Raw genomic sequence first — 19,039 nt, 5'->3', positions numbered from 1 at the left:
CAACCCTTGCTGTCCGGTTCGGGGAGTTCTGTTTCGACCTCGTTCGGAGAAGCCGATCGAGGAGACTCGGCTCCTCGTCATCATGGGACGAGGTAGATCACGGCGAACAGGCCGACCCACACGATGTCCACGAAGTGCCAGTAGTACGACACGACGATCGCGGCGATGGCCTGCGCGGGCGTGAACTTGCTCAGCTTCGTCCGGATGATCAGGAAGACGAAGGCGACCAGCCCGCCGATCACGTGCAGCCCGTGGAAGCCGGTCGTCATGTAGAAGACCGTGCCGTACGCCGACGAGGCGATGGTGGTCCCGTGCTTGACCAGCTCGACGTACTCGTAGGCCTGGCCGAAGACGAAGACCGAGCCCATGAGCAGCGTGAGGACGTACCACCGGCGGAGGCCGAAGACGTCACCGCGCTCCGCCGCGAACACGCCCCACTGGCAGGTGAACGAGGACAGAACCAGGATCACCGTGAACGGGAGGGCCCACGCGAGGTTCAGATGGGTCGGCGCTGGCGGCCACGGCCCCTCGTTCTGCGCCTTCACCGTGAAGAACATGGCGAAGAGCCCAGCGAAGAACATCAGCTCGCTGGCCAACCAAACGATGGTGCCTACGCTGACCATGTTCGGTCGGTTCAGCGAGTGCACGCGTTGACTGATTGAGGGCGCTGCCGTTGTCACGCGACGCATTATGTCTTGCAGCTTTTCCGCTCGCGCCTTCGGGTCCACCAGGTCGACCGAGGGGTGATCGGATCGCAATCCGGAGGTGACGCACCGTGAAAGGCATCCGCGCCCGCTGGTCCGCCCGGCTGGCCGCCCGCCGCACCCGTCGCGGGTCCGTGATCAGCACCGATGATCCGGCCCTGCGGGTCGTGGTGATCGCTTACGACGAGACCGAGGCGGCTTCGGCGGCACTAGCCCGAGCGGATGAGTGGCAACCCGGACTACCTGCGGTGCTGCGTCACCACCTGGCGCTGCCGGATCACTCGATCGAGTCGGCTCGCGGCCTGCTGAGCGCCGACGGCTGGGACCTGCGCCCCGGTGGGCGCGGCGCGGAGCTCGGCGACCCCGGGCTGACCGCGATGATCGCGCTGCGTGTTCAGCAACTCGATGCGTTGCATTGCTCACAGGAGAGCTCGCGGATGGCCGGGCTCGCCCAGCGGCACGGCGGCCAGGTCTACGGCTGGGACGCGCTGCAGCCGGGCCCCGGCGCGCCGGGTTGATCGATTTCGCCGGGCGACTACTGTTCGTCCCGGTCCGGCCGCTAGCATCCGGGGAAGTTCGCGACCTCGCCCGGCCCACCGCCGGGGCGTCCCGCAGACACTGAGGAGCCGTCGATGAGCGCACCGACCACCACCGTTCTCGTGTTCAGCCACCGCCCCGAGGTCCGGGAGGCGATCATCACAGCGATCGGCCGGCGCCCGGCCCCGGATCTGGGCCGGCTGCACTACGTGGAGGTCGGCACCGTCGCCGACGTGCTCAGCGAGGTCGACGCGGGCAAGGCCGATCTGGTGATCCTGGACGGCGAGGCCCAGCCCACCGGCGGCATGGGCGTGTCCCGGCAGCTGAAGAACGAGATCGACGACTGCCCGCCGGTGGTCGTGGCGGTGCGCCGCAAGGACGACCGGTGGCTGGCCACCTGGTCGCAGGCCGACGCGGTGCTGGTGCACCCGCTCGACCCGCTGGCCGCGGCCGAGACCGTCGCCGAGGTGCTGCGCACCAGCGGCAAGCCGGTCCCGGCCTGACCCCTGGTGGGTGAAACCCCGCCGGCGCGGATTGCCCGCGGCGCGATGCGGGTACCGGAACTCCAGATGACTCCGCGGCGGGCCTTCGGGTCCGCCGCTGGTCTAAGCACGGAAGAAGAAGCGTGGGAACCATGGCGGGAAGCTGGGCGGGACTGCTGGGCAGCCTGGTCGCGGGTGAGGACCTCTCCGCGGAGGACACCGCCTGGGCGATGGACCTGATCATGTCCGGGGAGGCCACCCCGGCGCGGGTCGCGGCGTTCGTCGTCGCGCTGCGCGCCAAGGGCGAGACACCGGCCGAGATCCGCGGCATGGCCGATGCCATGCTCGCCCACGCCCGCCACGTCGACATCGCCCAGCGCGCGGTGGACATCGTCGGCACCGGCGGCGACCGCTCCGGCAGCGTGAACATCTCCACCATGGCCGCGATCGTGCTCGCCGCCGCGGGCATCACCGTGGTCAAGCACGGCAACCGGGCCGCCTCCTCGAAGTGCGGCACGGCCGACGTGCTGGAGGAGCTGGGCGTGGCCATCGACCTGCCGCCGGAGGGCGTGCGGCGCTGCGTCGAGGAGGTCGGCATCGGGTTCTGCTTCGCGCCGGTGTTCCACCCCGGCTTCAAGCACGCCGGCGGCCCGCGCCGCGAGATCGGCATCCCGACCGCGTTCAACCTGCTGGGCCCGCTGACCAACCCGGCGCGCCCGGTGGCGGGCCTGATCGGCTGCGCCGACCGCCGGATGGCGCCGGTGGTGGCCGAGGTGTTCGCCGCCCGCGGCAAGTCCGCGCTGGTGGTGCGCGGCGACGACGGCATGGACGAGATCACCACCACGACGCCGAGCACCGCGTGGGTGGTCCACGACGGGATGGTCCGCGAGGACCGGATCGATCCGCAGGACTTCGGGATCGCCTACGCCCGGCCGGAGGACCTGCAGGGCGGCGACGCGGTGGTGAACGCGAAGGCCGTGCACGACCTCCTGGCGGGCGCCAAGGGCCCGGTTCGCGACGCTGTGCTGCTGAACGCGGCCGGCGCGATGGTCGCCTACGACGGCCCGGGAGAGGACATCAGCGCACAGCTCAGGGCCGCGCTGGGCCGGGTCGCGGAGGCGATCGACTCCGGTGCGGCCGCGGAGCTGCTGAGCCGCTGGGCGCGGACGTCGACCGCGCTGCGCTGACCACCGCTCGGCGGCGGTCAGCGCCGGGGCGTCACTCCTCTTCCAGCCCGATGGAGAAGGCAGCTTCCGCGTCCTTGCGGGAGTAGGAGCGGAAGGCGATGTGGGTGTCGGTGTCCAGGACGCCCGCCACCTTGTTGATCCGGCCCGGCACGATGTCGGCCAGGTCCTCGTGGCGGCGGACGCGCAGCATCGCGATCAGGTCGACATCACCTGCGCAGGAGTAGACCTCGTCGACGCCGTCCAGGTCGGCGATCTCCTGGGCCGCCTCGGCGAGCCGGTCGGCGGCGGTCTGGATCAGCACGATCGCGGTGATCAAGGGAAGTACCTCCTGCAGCTGGGTGCGGAACCGATGCTAGACCGAATCAGGCCCCCGAGTCCCTTGGGACTCGGGGGCCTGATCAGTAGTTCTCCGTCAGTGGTGGCCCTGGCCGGTGTGGTACTCGAACACCAGACCGGCGACCATGATCAGCAGGAAGCCGACCGCCAGGACGATCATCCACACGTGGAAGAACGCCAGGGCGACACCGGCGAAGGCAGCGGCCCCCGCCACGCCGACCGGCCAGTAGCTGCCCGGGCTGAAGAAACCCAGCTCGCCGGCACCATCGCTGATCTCCGCGTCCGGGTTGTCCTCCGGCCGGTCCTCGATCCGGCGGGCCACGAACGAGAAGTAGCTGCCGATGATCAGGGAGAGGCCGCCGACCAGGATCAGCGCCACGGTGCCCACCGGCTCCTTGGCCCAGACCCCGTACACGATCGCGGACAGGAAGAAGAAGATGGTGATGATGTTGAAGATCCGGGATTCGATCTTCATGGAGTCCTCGCTCTCACGCCGTACGCCCTGTCGAGGGCACCACTACTTGGTCCCGACCAGCTGACCGGAAGGTGCTCCGCCGGTGCGTTCGGTGTTGAACGGAACGCCGGTCACCGCGTACGGCTCGCACAGCTCGCCGCAGTCCTGCCGCTCCTTGCCGAGCTGGGTCAGCGCCTCCGCTGCCGTGTACGGCTGGGTGGTCGCCGGGTTGACCTGCGTGCGCAGCTGCATGTACCGGTCGAACTTGTCCGGGGACAGCGCCCTGACCTCGAAGTTCATCATCGCGTGGTAGGTGCCGCACAGCTCGGCGCAGCGGCCGACGAACGAACCTTCGCGCGCGATGGTGTTCTGGAAGACGTTGTCCTGGTTGTTCTTGTTCGGGTACGGGAAGGTGTCCCGCTTGAAGTGGAACTCCGGAACGAAGAACGAGTGGATGACGTCGGTGGCGCTCAGCGTGTACTCGATGCTCTCATCGGTCGGCAGGACCAGCAGCGGGATCTCGCTGCTGCTGCCGACGGTGCGCACCGGCTGCCCGTCCGGCGTCTTGTACTCGGGGTAGTTGAACTCCCAGTTCCACTGGAACGCGACCACGTTGACCTTCTGGTCCGGGTTCGCGGGCTTGGCCAGCACGTAGTTCTGGGTGACCGCCGTGAAGTAGAACAGCACGACGACCAGCACGAACGGGATGGCCGTGTAGATCAGCTCCAGCGGCAGGTTGTACTGGAACTGCCGGGGCAGCTCCTCGTCACCCTTCTTCTTGCGGTGGAAGGCGACCGACCAGAAGATCAGTCCCCACACCAACACGCCCACCACGAGTGCCGCGATGACCGACCAAGTCCACAGGTTCCGCATCGAATCGGCCTGCGGGGTGACACCCTCCGGCCAACCGAACCGCAGGACCTCATCGGTCGTGCAACCCGTGGCCGCGACACCAACCAGGCCGATCAGCCCAGCGACTTTGACCAGCCGTGGCACTCGGGTCCCCTCCTTCAGGCCCACTGCGCGACGCCTCCTCGTGCAAAACTCACCGGTGCGGCCGGGTGATCCGAGCCCGGCCGCGAGGCCGGACCGCCGGATCTGCCGCCGGAATCCTGCGCAGACTCTAGCCCAGGTGTAGCCGCGATACTGCTCCGGGGGCGTCGATCGATCTCTGAACTTGTCTGACGGACTCGTTTTGCGTGGCGGTGCGGGTGGCGGGTTCTCAGCGCCCGCCTGGACTGCGGGTGCCCGGCCTTATGTATGACCAATACGCGGCGGCCGGGCCGTCCTCGCCAGGCGAACGCTGAGAACCCGCGGCGGCGCCAGCTGCGAGGGTGGGCTAAGCGGCTCCGCCGCTTCAAAGACAAAACACCTTGGTTCAGATTCGACGAGGGCCGGTTACCCAGCGGAACCCCGAAGGCCCTGTCCAGCACGCTGTGCGCTCGGGAGTTCGCGCGCTCGAACAGCTGCTCCCCCGCGCGTGCAGCGCGCGGGCGGGCGGACGGCATACTGGGGCCAGCCTTCGGGGGGAGGCTCCAGAGAGACGACATCGCCGACTCGAAGAGGTGCTCCAGACGCGTGTGCGGCCTGCTTGGACTGATCTGTCCCACGGAAGAGAACGCCGGATTCGCGGTCAACGCGGTGGCCAACGCGCTGCCGTGCCAGCGACACCGCGGACCGGACGAGAGCGACACCTGGCAGGGCGGTGAGGTCGTCTTCGGCTTCAACCGGCTGTCGATCATCGACCTGGAGCACTCGCACCAGCCGTTGACCTGGGGACCGCCGGAGACCCCGCAGCGGTACACCATCAACTTCAACGGTGAGATCTACAACTACCTGGAGCTGCGCGCCGAGCTGATCGAGCGCTTCGGCGCCCGGTTCTCCACCGACGGCGACACCGAGGTGATCGTCGCCGCCTACCACTACCTCGGCACGTCCATGGTCGGCAGGCTGCGCGGCATGTTCGCGTTCCTGATCTGGGACAACGAGCGCAAGGTGGTCTTCGGGGCGCGCGACCCGTTCGGCATCAAGCCGCTGTTCTACGCGGCGGGCCCGGGCGGCACCGCCTTCTCCAGCGAGAAGAAGAGCCTGCTGAGCCTGGCCAGCACGCTGCGCATCGCCGAGGAGCTCGACCACAAGGCGATGCAGCACTACCTGCAGCTGCAGTACGTGCCGGAGCCGGAGACGCTGCACCGGCAGGTCCGCCGCATCGAGTCGGGCACCTCGTTCACCGTGTCCCCCGGCGGCCAGCTGGTCACCGAGCGGTACTTCCAGCCGAACTTCCACTCCCGGCCGGTCAACACCGACGCCGACGCGCGGCGGCTGCACAACGAGATCGTCGACGTGATGCGCGACTCGGTGGCCAAGCACATGCGCGCCGACGTCACGGTCGGGGCGTTCCTGTCCGGCGGCATCGACTCCACCGCGATCGCGGCGCTGGCCAAGGAGCACAACCCGAACCTGATCACCTTCACCACCGGTTTCGAGCGGCAGGGCTACTCCGAGGTGGACGTGGCCGCCGAGTCGGCGGCGGCGATCGGCGTCAAGCACGTGGTCCGCACCGTCTCCGCCGAGGAGATGATGGAGGCGCTGCCGCTGATCGTCTGGTACCTGGACGACCCGGTGGCCGACCCGGCGCTGGTGCCGCTGTGGTTCATCGCCCGCGAGGCGCGCCAGCACGTCAAGGTGGTGCTCTCCGGCGAGGGCGCCGACGAGCTGTTCGGCGGCTACACCATCTACCGCGAGCCGCTGTCGCTGGCGCCGTTCGAGAAGGTGCCCGGCGCGCTGCGCAAGGCGATGGGCCGGGTCTCCACCGCGATCCCGGAGGGCGTGCGCGGCAAGGACCTGCTGCGCCGCGGCGCGCTGAGCCTGGAGGACCGCTACTACGGCAACGCGCGGATCTTCCGGGACGACCAGCTGCGCAACGTGATGCGCAGCTTCGACCCGGGCGTGTCGCACCGCGACGTCACCGCGGGCCCGTACCGGCAGTCGGCGAACTGGGACCCGGTGACCCGGATGCAGCACGTGGACCTGTTCACCTGGCTGCGCGGCGACATCCTGGTCAAGGCCGACAAGATGACCATGGCCAACTCGCTGGAGCTGCGGGTGCCGTTCCTGGACCCGGAGGTCTTCCGGGTGGCCAGCACGGTGCCGCTGGAGCAGAAGATCACCAAGGAGACGACCAAGTACGCGCTGCGCCAGGCGATGTACCAGGTGGTCCCGGCGCACGTGATCAACCGGCGCAAGCTGGGCTTCCCGGTGCCGATCAAGCACTGGCTGCGCGACGAGATGCACGACTGGGCGCGCAACATCATCCAGCAGTCGCAGACCGACCACCTGCTCAACCGCACCGCGGTGCTGCAGCTGCTGGAGGAGCACCGCTCCGGCGTGCTGGACCACAGCCGCCGCCTGTGGGCGCTGCTGGTGTTCATGCTCTGGCACGGCATCTTCATCGAGGGGCGCCTGTCCCCCGAGGTCCCGGAGCCGCACTACCCGGTCCGCCTCTGAGGCTTCTCACCGCGAACGGCCCGCTCACCTTCCGAGGTGGGCGGGCCGTGAGCGTTTTGGGGCGCCACAGCACCCCGAAACGCTCACGGGGCCTGTCACACTTCGCCGCACCGCTCCGTCCTCCCGGTGAACGACAGGAGGACATGATGCGGATTCTCGTCACCGGCGCGACCGGGACGTTGGGGCAGCAGGTGGTTCCGGCGCTGCTGGAGGCCGGGCACGACGTGGTGCGGATGAGCAGGCGAGCGGCGCCGGACGCGGGATGGCGCCAGGCGGACCTGGCCACCGGGGAGGGTCTCGACGACGCGGTGCGGGACGTCGACGCGATCGCGCACCTGGCTTCGAGCCCGTACAAGGGCAAGTACACGCAGCGGACCGATGTGGACGGCACCCAGCGGCTCCGCGACGCGGCGCGGCGGGCCGGCGTCGGGCACCTGCTGTTCGCGTCCATCGTCGGCATCGACGACATCCCGTGGAAGTTCTTCAAGCAGAAGCTCGCGGGCGAGGAGCTGGTGCGCGACGGCGTGCCGTGGTCGATCGTGCGCGCCACGCAGTTCTACCCGGCGATCGACATGGTGCTCTCGGGAGCGGCCCGACTCCCGCTGATGCCGGTCCCGGCGAAGGTGCCCGGCCAGCCGGTCGACCCCGGCGTGGTGGCGCGGGCCATCGCGGAGAACCTGGCGGCGGGCCCGTCGAAGCAGATCACCAACGTCTGCGGCCCCGAGGTCATGACCTTCAAGGAGCTCGCCACGGCCTGGCTCGAAGCCCGAGGCCACCGCAAGTCCCAGTTCCCCCTGCACGTCCCAGGAGCCCTGGGCAAGGCCTTCCGCGCCGGAGCCCTCACCCTCCCGGACCACCCCACCGAAGGCCCCACCTGGCAGGACTGGCTGAACCAGTGATCGCCCATTGGTGAAAACCGAGCAATCTATACCATCGATGGTATGTCCTGGGGTAGTGTGGAACTAGAGCCAGAGATCCGAGGTTGGCTGGAGGGACTGTCACCTGCGCATTTCTCAGCGGCCACCTTCTACATCGAACTTCTCGCCGAGAAGGGACCACTCCTCGGCGAGCCACACACCAAACAACTTCGACGCAAGTTACGAGAGCTACGGTTCTACCTCGACGGGGAGCCGGTACGGATTACCTACTGGATCGCTCCGGGGAGACGAATCGTGCTTCTCACCGCCTTCCGGAAGACTCGAATGCGGGAGAACCGGGAGGTCGACCGGGCGTGGCGAGCGTTTCGTCTCTGCCTGAGCGAAGGACATTCAGTGGACGAGGACATTGGGGAGTGACCGACGTGGCCAAGTCGGAATGGGAGTCGCTGCGCGATCGTCGGATGGCGGAACCAGGCGCCCGCGAAGCGTACGAAGCTACCCGGATCGCCTATGAGCTGGGCCGAAGGACCCGCGAACTTCGTGAACAGCGATCCTGGACGCAGGCTCAGCTCGCCGAAGCCGCTGGGATGTCCCAGCCCGCCGTAGCCCGCTTCGAGGCCGGAGGCACCGTTCCTACCATCCCGCTTCTCGAGCGGCTGGCGCGCGCGCTTGGTGCGGAGCTGGTCGTGCGGTTCGACTCCCGGAGTTCGGCAGCCTGACGGTCGTGAGTGCGAAAAGCATGTTTCGCACTCACGACCCGGGGTCAGCCGCAGTGCTCGAAGGGGCTCTCGTAGGCATTGGAGCCGACCGAGCCGCCCCACTTCACGCAGGTGGAGCCGGCCGCTTGGCGGACCGGGCCCGCGTAGTAGGTGAAGTCACCGGAGTCGGTCACCCGCGTCTTTCCCTGGACTTCCAGGAACGCCGCCGTCGGGGACGCCTTGCCCACCGAGGTCGACTTGAGCGTCGTCACGCAGTTGTTCTGGTTCGAGGCGTTGTAGAGCAGGTAGACGGTGCCCGCACCGTTGGACAGCGCCTTCGAGTTGATCACGCTGTAACCCGAACCGCACACCTCGGTCGGCGAGTACGGGTTGCCGCCGCAGTTGTTCTTGCTGGTGAACGACGTCTTGTCGAAGTACGGCACGGCAACGCCGTTGAGCTTCGCCTTGACCACGGTGCCGTTCAGGATCTGCTCGTAGTGCAGGTGCGGGCCGGTCACTCCGCCGGTCGCGCCCGCGGCGCCGATCTTCGTGCCCAGCGACACCTTCTGCCCCACCGAGACGTTCTGGGCGGACAGGTGGGCGTAGCGGGTGCGCCAGCCGCTGCCGTGGTCCAGCTCGATCCAGCGGCCGTAGCTGGTGCTGCCCTCGTTGGCGACCCGCGTGACGGTGCCCGCCGCCGAGGCGAGCACCGGCATGCCGGTGATGCCGGACTTCTGGAAGTCCACCGAGTTCGCCGGGTTGTGGCCGCTGAAGGTCGCGGCCGTCACGGTGACGCCGCAGGTGAACGGGACCTGGAAGTTCGGCGCGGCGGACGCGGGTGCCTGCCCGAGCCCGACCACGCCGATCGCCGCGAGCGCGAGTGCCGCCACGCCCGTGCCTAATCGTCGCAACATGAACCACCTCCAGTTACAAGGGGATTCATGCGACCACGATGCAAACGGGAATGACAGACCTATTAGGCGGATTCTTCGTGAATCTTTCCCAGCCACACCGCGGTCGAGCCGGGCAGCACGCCGTCCCAGCCGGTCCCGGCGTCGCTGCGGCAGAGCAGTTCTCCGGGCAGCTCCAGCGCGACCGGCTCCGCGCCGAAGTTGGTGGCGCACACGAAGTCCGGGCCGCGGCGGAACACCAGCACGCCCTCGGGCGCGTCCACCCACTCCAGCTCGCCGTCGCCTAGAGCCGGGTTCGCGCGCCGCAGCGCCAGCGCCTGGCGGTAGGTGCGCAGCGCGGAACCTGCGCTGCTCTCCTGCTCGGCAACGGTCGCGGTCTTCCACTCCTCCGGCACCGGCAGCCAGCTCTCCCCGGTGCTGAAGCCGAACGGCGGCTCGTCGCCGGACCACGGCAGTGGGACCCGGCAGCCGTCGCGGCCCGGGTCGGTGCCACCGGAGCGCGTCCAGATCGGGTCCTGGCGCACGTCGTCGGGCAGGTCCAGCACCTCGGGCAGGCCGAGCTCCTCGCCCTGGTAGACGTAGACCGAACCGGGCAGCGCGAAGCTGAACAGCGCCGCCGCGCGGGCCCGCAGCGAGCCGAGGTCACCGCCGCCGTAGCGGGTCACCGGGCGCTGGACGTCGTGGTTGCCGAGCACCCAGGTGGTGGTCGCGCCGACTTCCGCCGTGGTGGCCAGCGATTCCACCACCACCTGCCGGAAGTCCGCGGCCGACCAGGGCGCCTCCAGCAGCGCGAAGTTGAAGGCCTGGTGCAGCTCGTCGGGGCGCACGTACCGGGCCAGCCGCTCGCTGGTCGACGCCCACGCCTCGGCCACCCCGATGCGCTGGCCCCGGTAGGAGTCGAAGAGCTGCCGCCAGTCGCGGTAGATCTCGTGCACCTCGTCCTGGTCGAAGTACGGCAGCTCGCCGCGCCCCAGCAGGGAGATCTGCTCGTCCAGCCCGGTGTCGGGCAGCTCCGGGTGCTTGATCATGCCGTGCGCCACGTCGATGCGGAAGCCGTCCACCCCGCGGTCCAGCCAGAACGCCAGCACCTCGCGGAAGTCCGCGCGCACCTGCGGGTTCCGCCAGTTCAGGTCGGGCTGCCGCGGGTCGAACAGGTGCAGGTACCACTGGCCGTCGGCGATCCTGGTCCAGGCCGGGCCGCCGAAGACCGATTCCCAGTCGTTGGGCGGCAGTTCGCCGTGCTCGCCGCGGCCGTCGCGGAACAGGTACCGGTCGCGGGCCGCATCCCCCGGCGCGGCGGCCAGCGCTTCGGCGAACCACTCGTGCTGGTCGGAGGTGTGGTTGGGCACGACGTCGACGAGCACCCGCAGGCCCAGCTCGTGGGCGCGGGCGAGCAGCGCGTCGAAGTCGGCGAGCGTGCCGAAAACCGGGTCCACGTCGCGGTAGTCGGCCACGTCGTAGCCGCCGTCGGCCATCGGCGACGGGTAGAACGGGGTCAGCCACACGGCGTCCGCGCCGAGGGACACCAGGTGCGGCAACCGTTCCCGGACACCGGCCAGATCGCCGACGCCGTCGCCATCGCCGTCGGCGAAGCTGCGCACGTAGACCTGGTAAACGACGGCGTCACGCCACCAATTCGACATTCGCTGCTCCTCGGCCGTGGAGGTGGATGGGTTGAGGGGGTGGGCTGCGGTTTCGAGGTGGGGCCGTGCGCGTTTTGGGGCGCTCTGGCACCCCGAAACGCGCACGGACTCACAACCGCCGGGTGGATTCGCGGACGATCAGGTTCGGCCGGAACATCCGGCTGAAGTTCGTCGAGGCCCGCACCGGTTCGTCCGGGTCGAGCTGGCGGATCAGCTCGTCGACCGCCGCGGCGGCCATGTCGCGGATCGGCTGGGCGAGCGTGGTCAGCGCGGGCTGGCAGTAGGCGGCCAGCGGGATGTCGTCGAAGCCGACCACCGAGATGTCCTCCGGCGTGGCCAGCCCCCGCCGCTTGGCCTCCCGCATCGCACCGAGCGCCATCACGTCCGACGAGCACAGGACCGCGGTCGGCCGCGGGCCGTCGAGCAGTTCGCCCACGGCCCGCGCGCCGCCCTCCGCTCCGAACGGCCCGTGCGCGACGAGTTCCGCGCTCGGCTCGATCCCGGCCTCCTCCAGCGCCGCCGCCCATCCCGCCCGCTTCATCCGGGACGGCAGGGCGCGGGCCGGGCCGCTGACGAAGCCGATGCGGCGGTGGCCCAGCTCCAGCAGGTGCCGGGCCGCGGTGTGTCCGGCCAGGTGCTCGTCGACGGTGATGTCGGGGACGTCCAGGCTCGGCGTGCTGCCGTTGACGAACACCATCCGGACGCCTTCGGCGCGCAGCTTCTCGTAGTAGCCGCGGCTGCGCCGCTCGTCGTTGTCCGGGTTGGCGATCTCCGGCGACACGAAGATCATGCCCTCGACGCCCCGGGCGACCAGCATCCGGACGTAGTCCTTCTCGGTCATCGCGGCGCGGGTGTTGCACAGCAGCGACGAGTAGCCCGCCACCGAGGCGCGGCCTTCCAGCGCCTCGGCGAAGGCCGGGAACACCGGGTTGGACAGCTCCGGCACCAGCAGGCCGATGACCCCGGTGCGGCGCAGCGCGCCGGTGCCGCGCGCGGTGTGCGGCATCTGGTTGAGGACTTCGAGGACCCGTTGCCGGGTCTCCTCCTTGATGCCCGCCTTGCGGTTGAGCACGCGGCTCACCGTCGACACGCTCACCCCCGCCGCCTGGGCGATATCGGCCAGACCCGCCACTGCTCCGCTCCTGTCGCGCCGGGACCACTTGCTGCCGCAATCCTGCACATGATCGAAATATTTTGCAAACCTCTACCGCAAATTGATCACAACAACTTTGCCGATGATCGCTGAACATCTTGACTTGCATCACATCTTGGGTATGCAATTTGACGCCAAGTGTTCGCAAATTTTTGCAAACGGGAGGTCCGGACATGAGACCCAAGGTCACGGTCGGCGCCGCCCTGGGCCTGGTCGGCGTGCTCGCCGCCGGGTGCGGTGGCGGCAGCGGCAACCCCGGCGAGGTCGTCTTCTGGGACACCAGCGGTTCCGCGGAGAGCGGGGTGTTCCGGGAGATCGCGGCCGACTGCGCGCGCACCGGCGGCTACCAGGTGCGCGTCGAGACGGTCGCCTTCGACCAGGCGCTGAACAACTACAAGACCGCGGCGCAGGGCGGGCAGGGGCCTGACGTGCTGCGCTCCGACGTCGGCTGGGTCGCCCAGCTCGCGCAGGCCGGGCTGATCCAGGACCTCTCGGACACCCCGCTGGCCGCCGACACCGCCGACTTCCTGCCCGCGCCGCTGGAATCCACCAAGCACGAGGGCAAGACCTACGCCGTCCCGCAGGTCACCGACGCCTTGGCGCTCTTCTACAACAAGGCGCAGCTGGCGCAAGCCGGGGTCGAGCCGCCGAGGACGTGGGACGAGCTCCGGTCGATCGCGCCCAAGCTCGGCGGCGACCGCGCGCTGTTCATCAACAACGACGAGTACTACGCGCTGCCGTTCCTCTACTCCCACGGCGGCGACCTGGTCGACACCGGATCCCGGACGATCACGGTGAACTCCCCCGAATCCGTGCGCGGGCTTCAGACGGCCAAGGACCTGATCGACGCCAAAGCCGCCCGCACCGCGCTCGACCAGCCGAACTCCTACACCACGATGAAGGCCGCGTTCACCTCCGGCGAGGTCGCGATGGTCGTCGACGGGCCGTGGGCGGTCTCCGAGTACACCCAGTCCCAGCAGTTCGCCGATCCGGCCAACCTCGGCATCGCGCCCGTGCCCGGCGCGGGCACCTCACCGGTCGGCGGCCACGACTACGTGATCCGCCAGGGCAGCGACGCCACCGACGCCTCGGTCAAGTTCGTCCAGTGCATGAGCAGCACCGAGAACCAGGCGAAGATCGCCGCGCGGCTCGGGCTGCTGCCGACCCGCCAGTCCGCCTACGACGACCCCGCGGTGGCGCAGAACCCGGTCGTCTCGGCGTTCCGGCCGCTGGCCGCCGACACGCACGAGCGGCCGTGGATCCCGGAGAACGCCGAACTGCTGGAGCCGCTGCAGACCGCCTACGCCGAGATCCTGGCCGGGCAGAAGGAGGCCGGTGCCGCGCTCGACGAAGTCGCGCGGACCTACCAGACCTCCGTCGTCCCCGGCTACGCCCAGCGCTGAGGCCGGCATGCGGAATCTGTTCGCGCGGTACTGGTTCGCCTACGCGATGGTCCTGCCGGTCGTGGTGGTGCTCGCGCTGCTCGTGGCGCTGCCGCTGCTGCAGGGGCTGTTCTTCGGCTTCACCGACATCAACGACACCAACATCGCCAACCCGGTGCTGGACCGCGAGGCGAGCTACGAGTTCACCGGCCTCGCCAACTACCTCAACGTGCTCTCCGGCGATCCGGCGTACGGCTCGTTCTGGGCCACGCTGGGGCGCACCGTCATCTGGACCGGTGCCTGCGTGTTCTTCCACTACGCGATCGGCCTGGCGCTGGCGGTGCTGCTCAACCGGCAGCTGCGGTTCCGCGGGCTGTACCGGGTGCTGCTGATCCTGCCGTGGGCGGTGCCGGTGTTCATCAGCGCCTTCGCCTGGCGGTACCTGTTCAACGCCGAGTACGGGCTGATCAACTGGGCGCTGGAGGCGGTGGGGCTGCCCGCGCAGGTGTGGCTGGGGCAGTCCGACCTGGCGCTGGTGTCGGTGATCGTGGTCAACGTGTGGCTGGGCGTGCCGTTCATGATGGTGGCGCTGCTGGGCGGGCTGCAGTCGATCCCGGCCGATCTGCACGAGGCCGCCGAGATCGACGGCGCCTCGCCGTGGCAGCGCTTCGTGCACGTGACGCTGCCGGGCCTGCGGTCGGTGTCGAGCTCGGTGGTGCTGCTCGGGGTGATCTGGACGTTCAACATGTTCCCGGTCATCTACCTGATCACCGGCAACAACCCGCACACCCGGATCCTGGTCACCTACGCCTTCGAGCGGTTCTTCTCCGGTGCCACCAGGGATTACGCGATCGCCTCCACCTACGGCGTGCTCGTGCTGTCGGTCCTGCTGGTGTTCGCGACCATCTACCGCCGCGCGATGCGCAGGCACGGGGAGGTGCTCTGAGATGTCCATCGACGCGGCCTCGCTGCGCGCCACGACCGCGGCGGTCCGGCCGCCGACGCGGCGCAAGCGGTCCACCGCGGCCAGCATCGGCCTGCACGCGACCTTGGTGGGGGCCTCGCTGATCGCGGTGTTCCCGGTGTTCTGGGTGCTGGTGGTGTCGTTCAAGCCGGACGCCAGGGCCATCGAGCGCACCCCGACGCTGTTCGCGGACTCCACAGTGGACAACTACTGGAACGTGCTCTCCGGCGCGAAGGGCGCGTTCCTGAGCTGGTTCGGCAACTCGGTGCTGATCGCGGCGCTGACCACGGTGCTCGGCGTGCTGCTGGCGGCCACCACCGCCTACGCGGCCAGCCGGTTCCACTTCCCCGGCCGGCGGTGGCTGCTGCTGTCGTTCCTGGTGGTGCAGATGTTCCCGTTCGCGGTGCTGATCGTGCCGCTGTACAACATCCTGCTGGCGCTGGGCCTGCAGGGCAGCGCGCTCGGCCTGGTGCTGGTGTACTGCAGCACCGCGATCCCGTTCTGCACCTACATGCTGAAGGGCTACTTCGACGGGATCCCCGGCGAGATCGACGAAGCGGGCCGGGTGGACGGGCTCTCGCCGTTCGGCGTGTTCTGGCGGCTGATCCTGCCGCTGGCCAGGCCGGGCCTGGCGGTGACGGCGTTCTACTCGTTCATCGTGGCTTGGAGCGAGGTGGCCTTCGCCTCGGCGTTCCTCTCCGCCGAGGACGGCTCGAAGACCCTGGCGGTGGGCCTGCAGGTGTTCGTCCAGCAGAACCGCGCGGAATGGGGTCACCTGGCGGCGGCATCGGTCCTGGTGGCGGTGCCCGCGGTGCTGGTCTTCTACCTGGTCCAGCGCTTCCTGGTCGGCGGCCTCACCGCGGGCAGCGTCAAGTCCTGACCCCGCGGCACGCGATTTCAATGGAAATCAGACGTCCGATTTCCGTTGAAATCGCGCAGAACCCGACGCACCGTCGGCGTGTCGGACGCCCGACACGCCGACGAGGTGTGCAATTTTCCATTGAAATCGAAGACCTGATTTCCGTTGAAATCGCGCACCTCCCCGACGCGCACCGGTGTGTCGGGTGCCAGGCGCACCGACGTCCTGATAGGTCTGCTGGATCGGGCGTCCGAGGCCGGCGGCGTGGTCGTGCGCGGGTGTTCGTCCGACTACGCTGGCGATATGAACGCGTTCACGCTCGGTGGTGCGACCACGATCCTCGACGGCGGTCTGGCCACCGAGCTGGAGGCGCGCGGGCACGACCTCTCCGACTCGCTGTGGTCGGCCCGGCTGCTGGCCGATTCGCCGGAGGAGGTCGTGGCCGCGCACGCCGCGTTCTTCCGCGCCGGGGCCGAGATCGCGACGACGGCGAGCTACCAGGCGAGCTTCGAGGGCTTCGCCGCGCGCGGCATCGAGCGCGACGAAGCCGCCAAGCTGATGCGCCGGAGCGTGGAGCTGGCCCGGCTGGCCGGCGACGTCGAGCCGGGACGGCACCGGTGGGTGGCGGCGTCGATCGGCCCGTACGGCGCGATGCTCGCCGACGGCTCGGAGTACCGCGGCCGGTACGGGCGGACCAAGCGCGAGCTGCGCGATTTCCACCGGCCCCGGTTGGAGGTGCTCGCCGAATCCGTCCCGGACGTCTTCGCGCTGGAGACCGTCCCGGACGTCGACGAGGCCGAAGCGCTGGTCGACGCGCTCGACGGGCTGGACGTCCCGGCCTGGCTGTCGTTCACCATCGACGGCGACCGCACGCGCGCCGGGCAGCCGCTGGCCGAGGCGTTCGCCGTCGCCGACGATCCCGCGATCATCGCGGTCGGCGTCAACTGCTCGGCGCCCCAGGACGTGCTGCCCGCGATCGAAATCGCCCGGGCCGCAACGGAGAAGCCGGTCGTGGTCTACCCGAACAGCGGTGAGGACTGGGATGCCCAGCAGCGCTCCTGGGCCGGTCGCCCGTCTCCGGTCGCCGATCTCGCGCGCGGCTGGCGGGCGGCCGGTGCGCAGCTGATCGGCGGCTGCTGCCGGGTCGGACCCGAGGACATCTCGGCGATCGCGGAAGCGCTGATTGATCCGGAGGACTGAGCCGGGTTGGGCCGAACCGCCCATCCTGGGGCACATTTACCGGATAGTTCATCAGGAAGTTCTTTTCCAACCGATACCTTCGCGGTGGAACTCGGTATCCATCGGCGAAAGGGACGGTGCATGCGCCGGATCACCAAGCTCGCGGGGGCGGCGGCCGGAGCCGCGCTGCTGTTGCTGGGCGCGACCCAGGTGTCCACCGGGGAACCGCTGGCGATCAGCGGGACCACCGTGTTCACCAAGGGCGAGGGCGGCTACAACTGCTTCCGCATCCCCGCGATCGTGCGCACCCAGGACCGCAGCGCGCTGCTCGCGTTCGCCGAAGCGCGGCGGAACAACTGCGACGACACCGGCTACATCGACGTGGTGCTCAAGCGCTCCACCGACGACGGGAAGTCCTGGCAGAAGCTGGAACTCGTGTCCCCCGGCGACGGCGACACCCGCGGCAACCCGGTGCCGGTCGTGGACCGCGGGACCGGCCGGATCACGCTGCTCACCACGCACAACCCGGGCCCGGACTGCAACGGGAACGGTTGCCGCAGAACGCCGTTCCTGCAGCACAGCACGGACCCGAGCGGCAAGGGGTGGACCAAGCCCGAAGCGCAGCCGCAGCTGACCAAGCCGGAGTGGACCAAGTGGTACGCCACCGGCCCCGGCCACGGCCTGCAGATGACCCGCGGTGAGCACAACGGCCGGATGGTCGCGGGCATCAACTTCGAGGGAGCGGACGGGCTCAAGGGCGCCGGGATCGTGCACAGCGACGACGGCGGCACCACCTGGCAGCTCGGTGCGCTGGACGACCGGACCGGCGAGAAGATCAAACCGCAGGAGCTCAGCCTGCTGGAGACCGTGGACGCCGAGCTCTACGTCGCCGCCCGCAACCAGGACAACTCCGGGACGACCGTCGCCGACGGCAACCGGGCGCACGCGGTCAGCGCCGACGGCGGCGAGACCTTCCGCGAGCCGTTCTCGATCGCGCCGCAGCTGCGCGGTCCGGTGGTGCAGGGCTCGGTGGTCCGGCTGCGCGCGACGACCGCGGGCGACCCGAGCAACCTGATCCTGTTCTCCGGGCCGTACAACACCGATCCGGACATGGACCACCGCCGCCACACCATGCGGATCCGCACCTCCTCCGACGAGGGCGCGACCTGGCAGGAGGTCGGCACGGTCGTGGATGCGACGTGGTCGGCGTACTCCGATCTGATCAACCTGGGCGGCGGCTGGGCGGGCCTGCTCTACGAGGCGGGTTCGCCGGAATCCCAGGACGCGCACCAGACGATCCGCTACGCGAGGTTCAGCGAGAACGACCTGGCCCGCTGAAAACCGGTTGCCCGTGATCGGTCGGCCGCTCCAAGCTGGGGCGGCCGACCGATCACGGGAGCGCCCATGGAACCGGAGTTCGACGCCGACGGCCTGTTCGACGACGACTACCTGCACTTCTACCGCGAGCTGATCGACGCGGGCAGCGAGGTGGAAGCGGGGCTCATCTGGGACCTGCTCGGGCTGGAACCCGGAGCGGACGTGCTCGACCTGGCCTGCGGGCACGGCCGGCTGGCGAGTCCGCTGGCGGCTCGCGGCTGCCGGGTGACGGGCCTGGACCGCAGCGCTCCGTTCCTCGACCGCGCCCGCGCCGACGCCGCGGCGCGCGGCGTCGAGGTCGACTACGTGCTGGGCGACATGCGCGAGCTGCCCTGGACCGACCGGTTCGACGCGGTCATCAACTGGTTCACCGCCTTCGGCTACTTCTCCGACGAGGGCAACCGCCGGGTCCTCACCGAGGTGCACCGGTCGCTCAAGCCGGGCGGCAGGTTCGCGATGGAGCTGAACAACGTCGTCGACCTGCTGCCCCGCTACCTGCCCGCGGTGGTCCGCGAGGTCGGCGAGGACATGGCGATCGACCAGCACCGCCTGGATCCGATCACCTTCCGCTCCCACGTCGAGCGCACGATCATCCGCAGGGGCGAACGCCGCACCATCCGCTACTCGGTCCGCTTCTTCACCGTGCCGGAGCTGCGGGATTGGCTTCGGCAAGCGGGTTTTCGCGACGTCGAAGCGCTCGGTGAGGACGGTTCGCCGCTGACCCGGGAGCACAAGCGGCTGATCATCACGGCCACCCGCGAGTGAAGACCGTGAGCGTTTTGGGGTGC

General features: G+C 69.5%; 21 protein-coding genes. 13 read left to right on the top strand and 8 right to left on the bottom strand.

Translation table 11 applies throughout. From position 1 onward, the window contains the following. Nucleotides 1-80: 80 nt before the first annotated feature. Nucleotides 81-689: an aa3-type cytochrome oxidase subunit III gene (gene ctaE / locus OU416_RS34665; RefSeq protein WP_093158887.1), complete on the bottom strand. Its 609-nt coding sequence runs from the start codon at nucleotides 687-689 to the stop codon at nucleotides 81-83. A gap of 95 nt (nucleotides 690-784) precedes the next feature. On the opposite strand from ctaE, the gene OU416_RS34660 reads away from it, so the two are divergent. The 3 genes from OU416_RS34660 (at nucleotide 785) to trpD (ending at nucleotide 2,910) form a co-directional block, all read left to right on the top strand. Further along, complete coding sequence (locus tag OU416_RS34660) at nucleotides 785-1,222, top strand: hypothetical protein (RefSeq protein ID WP_270931346.1); 438 nt, start codon at nucleotides 785-787, stop codon at nucleotides 1,220-1,222. Between the two features lie 114 nt (nucleotides 1,223-1,336). Continuing rightward, nucleotides 1,337-1,744, top strand: coding sequence for a hypothetical protein (locus OU416_RS34655; protein WP_270931299.1), 408 nt, complete (start codon nucleotides 1,337-1,339; stop codon nucleotides 1,742-1,744). Between the two features lie 131 nt (nucleotides 1,745-1,875). After that, nucleotides 1,876-2,910 carry an anthranilate phosphoribosyltransferase gene (gene trpD / locus OU416_RS34650; protein ID WP_270931298.1) on the top strand — a complete coding sequence of 345 codons (1,035 nt, stop codon included), beginning with the start codon at nucleotides 1,876-1,878 and terminating at the stop codon, nucleotides 2,908-2,910. A 31-nt stretch (nucleotides 2,911-2,941) separates the two neighbouring features. On the opposite strand, the gene OU416_RS34645 is transcribed toward trpD, so the two are convergent. The 3 genes from OU416_RS34645 to ctaC form a co-directional block, all read right to left on the bottom strand. Further along, nucleotides 2,942-3,226 (bottom strand): Lrp/AsnC family transcriptional regulator, encoded by a 285-nt coding sequence (locus OU416_RS34645; RefSeq protein ID WP_093158894.1) that lies wholly within the window; start codon nucleotides 3,224-3,226, stop codon nucleotides 2,942-2,944. A 96-nt stretch (nucleotides 3,227-3,322) separates the two neighbouring features. Beyond that, a complete protein-coding gene (locus OU416_RS34640) occupies nucleotides 3,323-3,721 on the bottom strand; it encodes a cytochrome c oxidase subunit 4 (RefSeq protein ID WP_270931297.1) in 399 nt (132 codons plus the stop codon). 42 nt (nucleotides 3,722-3,763) lie between these two features. Next, a complete protein-coding gene (gene ctaC, locus OU416_RS34635) occupies nucleotides 3,764-4,720 on the bottom strand; it encodes an aa3-type cytochrome oxidase subunit II (RefSeq protein WP_270931296.1) in 957 nt (318 codons plus the stop codon). Nucleotides 4,721-5,278: 558 nt separating this feature from the next. Here ctaC and asnB point away from each other — a divergent pair. The 4 genes from asnB (at nucleotide 5,279) to OU416_RS34615 (ending at nucleotide 8,804) form a co-directional block, all read left to right on the top strand. Continuing rightward, on the top strand, nucleotides 5,279-7,207 hold the full coding sequence (gene asnB, locus OU416_RS34630) for an asparagine synthase (glutamine-hydrolyzing) (protein WP_270931295.1): 1,929 nt from the start codon (nucleotides 5,279-5,281) through the stop codon (nucleotides 7,205-7,207). Nucleotides 7,208-7,353: 146 nt separating this feature from the next. Further along, nucleotides 7,354-8,106, top strand: a complete 753-nt coding sequence (locus OU416_RS34625) for an SDR family oxidoreductase (protein ID WP_270931294.1) — start codon at nucleotides 7,354-7,356, stop codon at nucleotides 8,104-8,106. Between the two features lie 42 nt (nucleotides 8,107-8,148). Further along, entirely contained in the window at nucleotides 8,149-8,502 is a 354-nt protein-coding gene (locus OU416_RS34620; RefSeq protein ID WP_270931293.1) for a type II toxin-antitoxin system RelE/ParE family toxin, read from the top strand. Next, nucleotides 8,499-8,804, top strand: a complete 306-nt coding sequence (locus tag OU416_RS34615; RefSeq protein ID WP_270931292.1) for a helix-turn-helix domain-containing protein — start codon at nucleotides 8,499-8,501, stop codon at nucleotides 8,802-8,804. Before OU416_RS34620 ends, OU416_RS34615 begins: the two co-directional genes overlap by 4 nt. Nucleotides 8,805-8,848: 44 nt before the next feature. Here OU416_RS34615 and OU416_RS34610 read toward each other — a convergent pair whose 3' ends face one another. The 3 genes from OU416_RS34610 to OU416_RS34600 form a co-directional block, all read right to left on the bottom strand. After that, nucleotides 8,849-9,697: a M23 family metallopeptidase gene (locus OU416_RS34610; protein WP_270931291.1), complete on the bottom strand. Its 849-nt coding sequence runs from the start codon at nucleotides 9,695-9,697 to the stop codon at nucleotides 8,849-8,851. 62 nt (nucleotides 9,698-9,759) lie between these two features. After that, the gene (locus tag OU416_RS34605; protein WP_270931290.1) at nucleotides 9,760-11,337 is read right to left on the bottom strand and encodes a glycoside hydrolase family 13 protein; all 1,578 of its coding nucleotides are present in this window, start codon (nucleotides 11,335-11,337) and stop codon (nucleotides 9,760-9,762) included. 109 nt (nucleotides 11,338-11,446) lie between these two features. Further along, complete coding sequence (locus OU416_RS34600; RefSeq protein ID WP_270931289.1) at nucleotides 11,447-12,469, bottom strand: LacI family DNA-binding transcriptional regulator; 1,023 nt, start codon at nucleotides 12,467-12,469, stop codon at nucleotides 11,447-11,449. A 194-nt stretch (nucleotides 12,470-12,663) separates the two neighbouring features. Between OU416_RS34600 and OU416_RS34595 the strand changes: the two genes are divergently transcribed. Genes OU416_RS34595 through OU416_RS34585 form a run of 3 tightly spaced genes read left to right on the top strand, consistent with a single transcriptional unit; the run spans nucleotide 12,664 to nucleotide 15,716 of the window. Beyond that, nucleotides 12,664-13,893 carry an extracellular solute-binding protein gene (locus OU416_RS34595; protein ID WP_270931288.1) on the top strand — a complete coding sequence of 410 codons (1,230 nt, stop codon included), beginning with the start codon at nucleotides 12,664-12,666 and terminating at the stop codon, nucleotides 13,891-13,893. A gap of 7 nt (nucleotides 13,894-13,900) precedes the next feature. After that, nucleotides 13,901-14,818 (top strand): carbohydrate ABC transporter permease, encoded by a 918-nt coding sequence (locus OU416_RS34590; RefSeq protein WP_270931287.1) that lies wholly within the window; start codon nucleotides 13,901-13,903, stop codon nucleotides 14,816-14,818. A gap of 1 nt (nucleotide 14,819) precedes the next feature. Continuing rightward, nucleotides 14,820-15,716, top strand: a complete 897-nt coding sequence (locus tag OU416_RS34585; protein ID WP_270931286.1) for a sugar ABC transporter permease — start codon at nucleotides 14,820-14,822, stop codon at nucleotides 15,714-15,716. A gap of 17 nt (nucleotides 15,717-15,733) precedes the next feature. On the opposite strand, the gene OU416_RS34580 is transcribed toward OU416_RS34585, so the two are convergent. After that, complete coding sequence (locus OU416_RS34580; RefSeq protein WP_270931285.1) at nucleotides 15,734-15,913, bottom strand: hypothetical protein; 180 nt, start codon at nucleotides 15,911-15,913, stop codon at nucleotides 15,734-15,736. Nucleotides 15,914-15,998: 85 nt separating this feature from the next. Here OU416_RS34580 and mmuM point away from each other — a divergent pair, with 85 nt between their 5' ends. The 3 genes from mmuM to OU416_RS34565 all read left to right on the top strand — a co-directional run bounded on the left by mmuM (nucleotide 15,999) and on the right by OU416_RS34565 (nucleotide 19,016). Beyond that, entirely contained in the window at nucleotides 15,999-16,895 is an 897-nt protein-coding gene (mmuM, locus tag OU416_RS34575) for a homocysteine S-methyltransferase (protein ID WP_270931284.1), read from the top strand. Nucleotides 16,896-17,015: 120 nt separating this feature from the next. Next, nucleotides 17,016-18,212, top strand: coding sequence for a sialidase family protein (locus OU416_RS34570; protein WP_270931283.1), 1,197 nt, complete (start codon nucleotides 17,016-17,018; stop codon nucleotides 18,210-18,212). A gap of 66 nt (nucleotides 18,213-18,278) precedes the next feature. Further along, complete coding sequence (locus OU416_RS34565; RefSeq protein WP_270931282.1) at nucleotides 18,279-19,016, top strand: class I SAM-dependent methyltransferase; 738 nt, start codon at nucleotides 18,279-18,281, stop codon at nucleotides 19,014-19,016. Nucleotides 19,017-19,039 lie beyond the last annotated feature (23 nt).

Origin of the sequence: Saccharopolyspora indica, from assembly GCF_027853965.1 — a bacterium.
Taxonomy (GTDB): domain Bacteria; phylum Actinomycetota; class Actinomycetes; order Mycobacteriales; family Pseudonocardiaceae; genus Saccharopolyspora; species Saccharopolyspora indica.
Note: the sequence above shows the minus strand (reverse complement) of the source record. Positions and strands in the feature narration are given on the sequence as shown.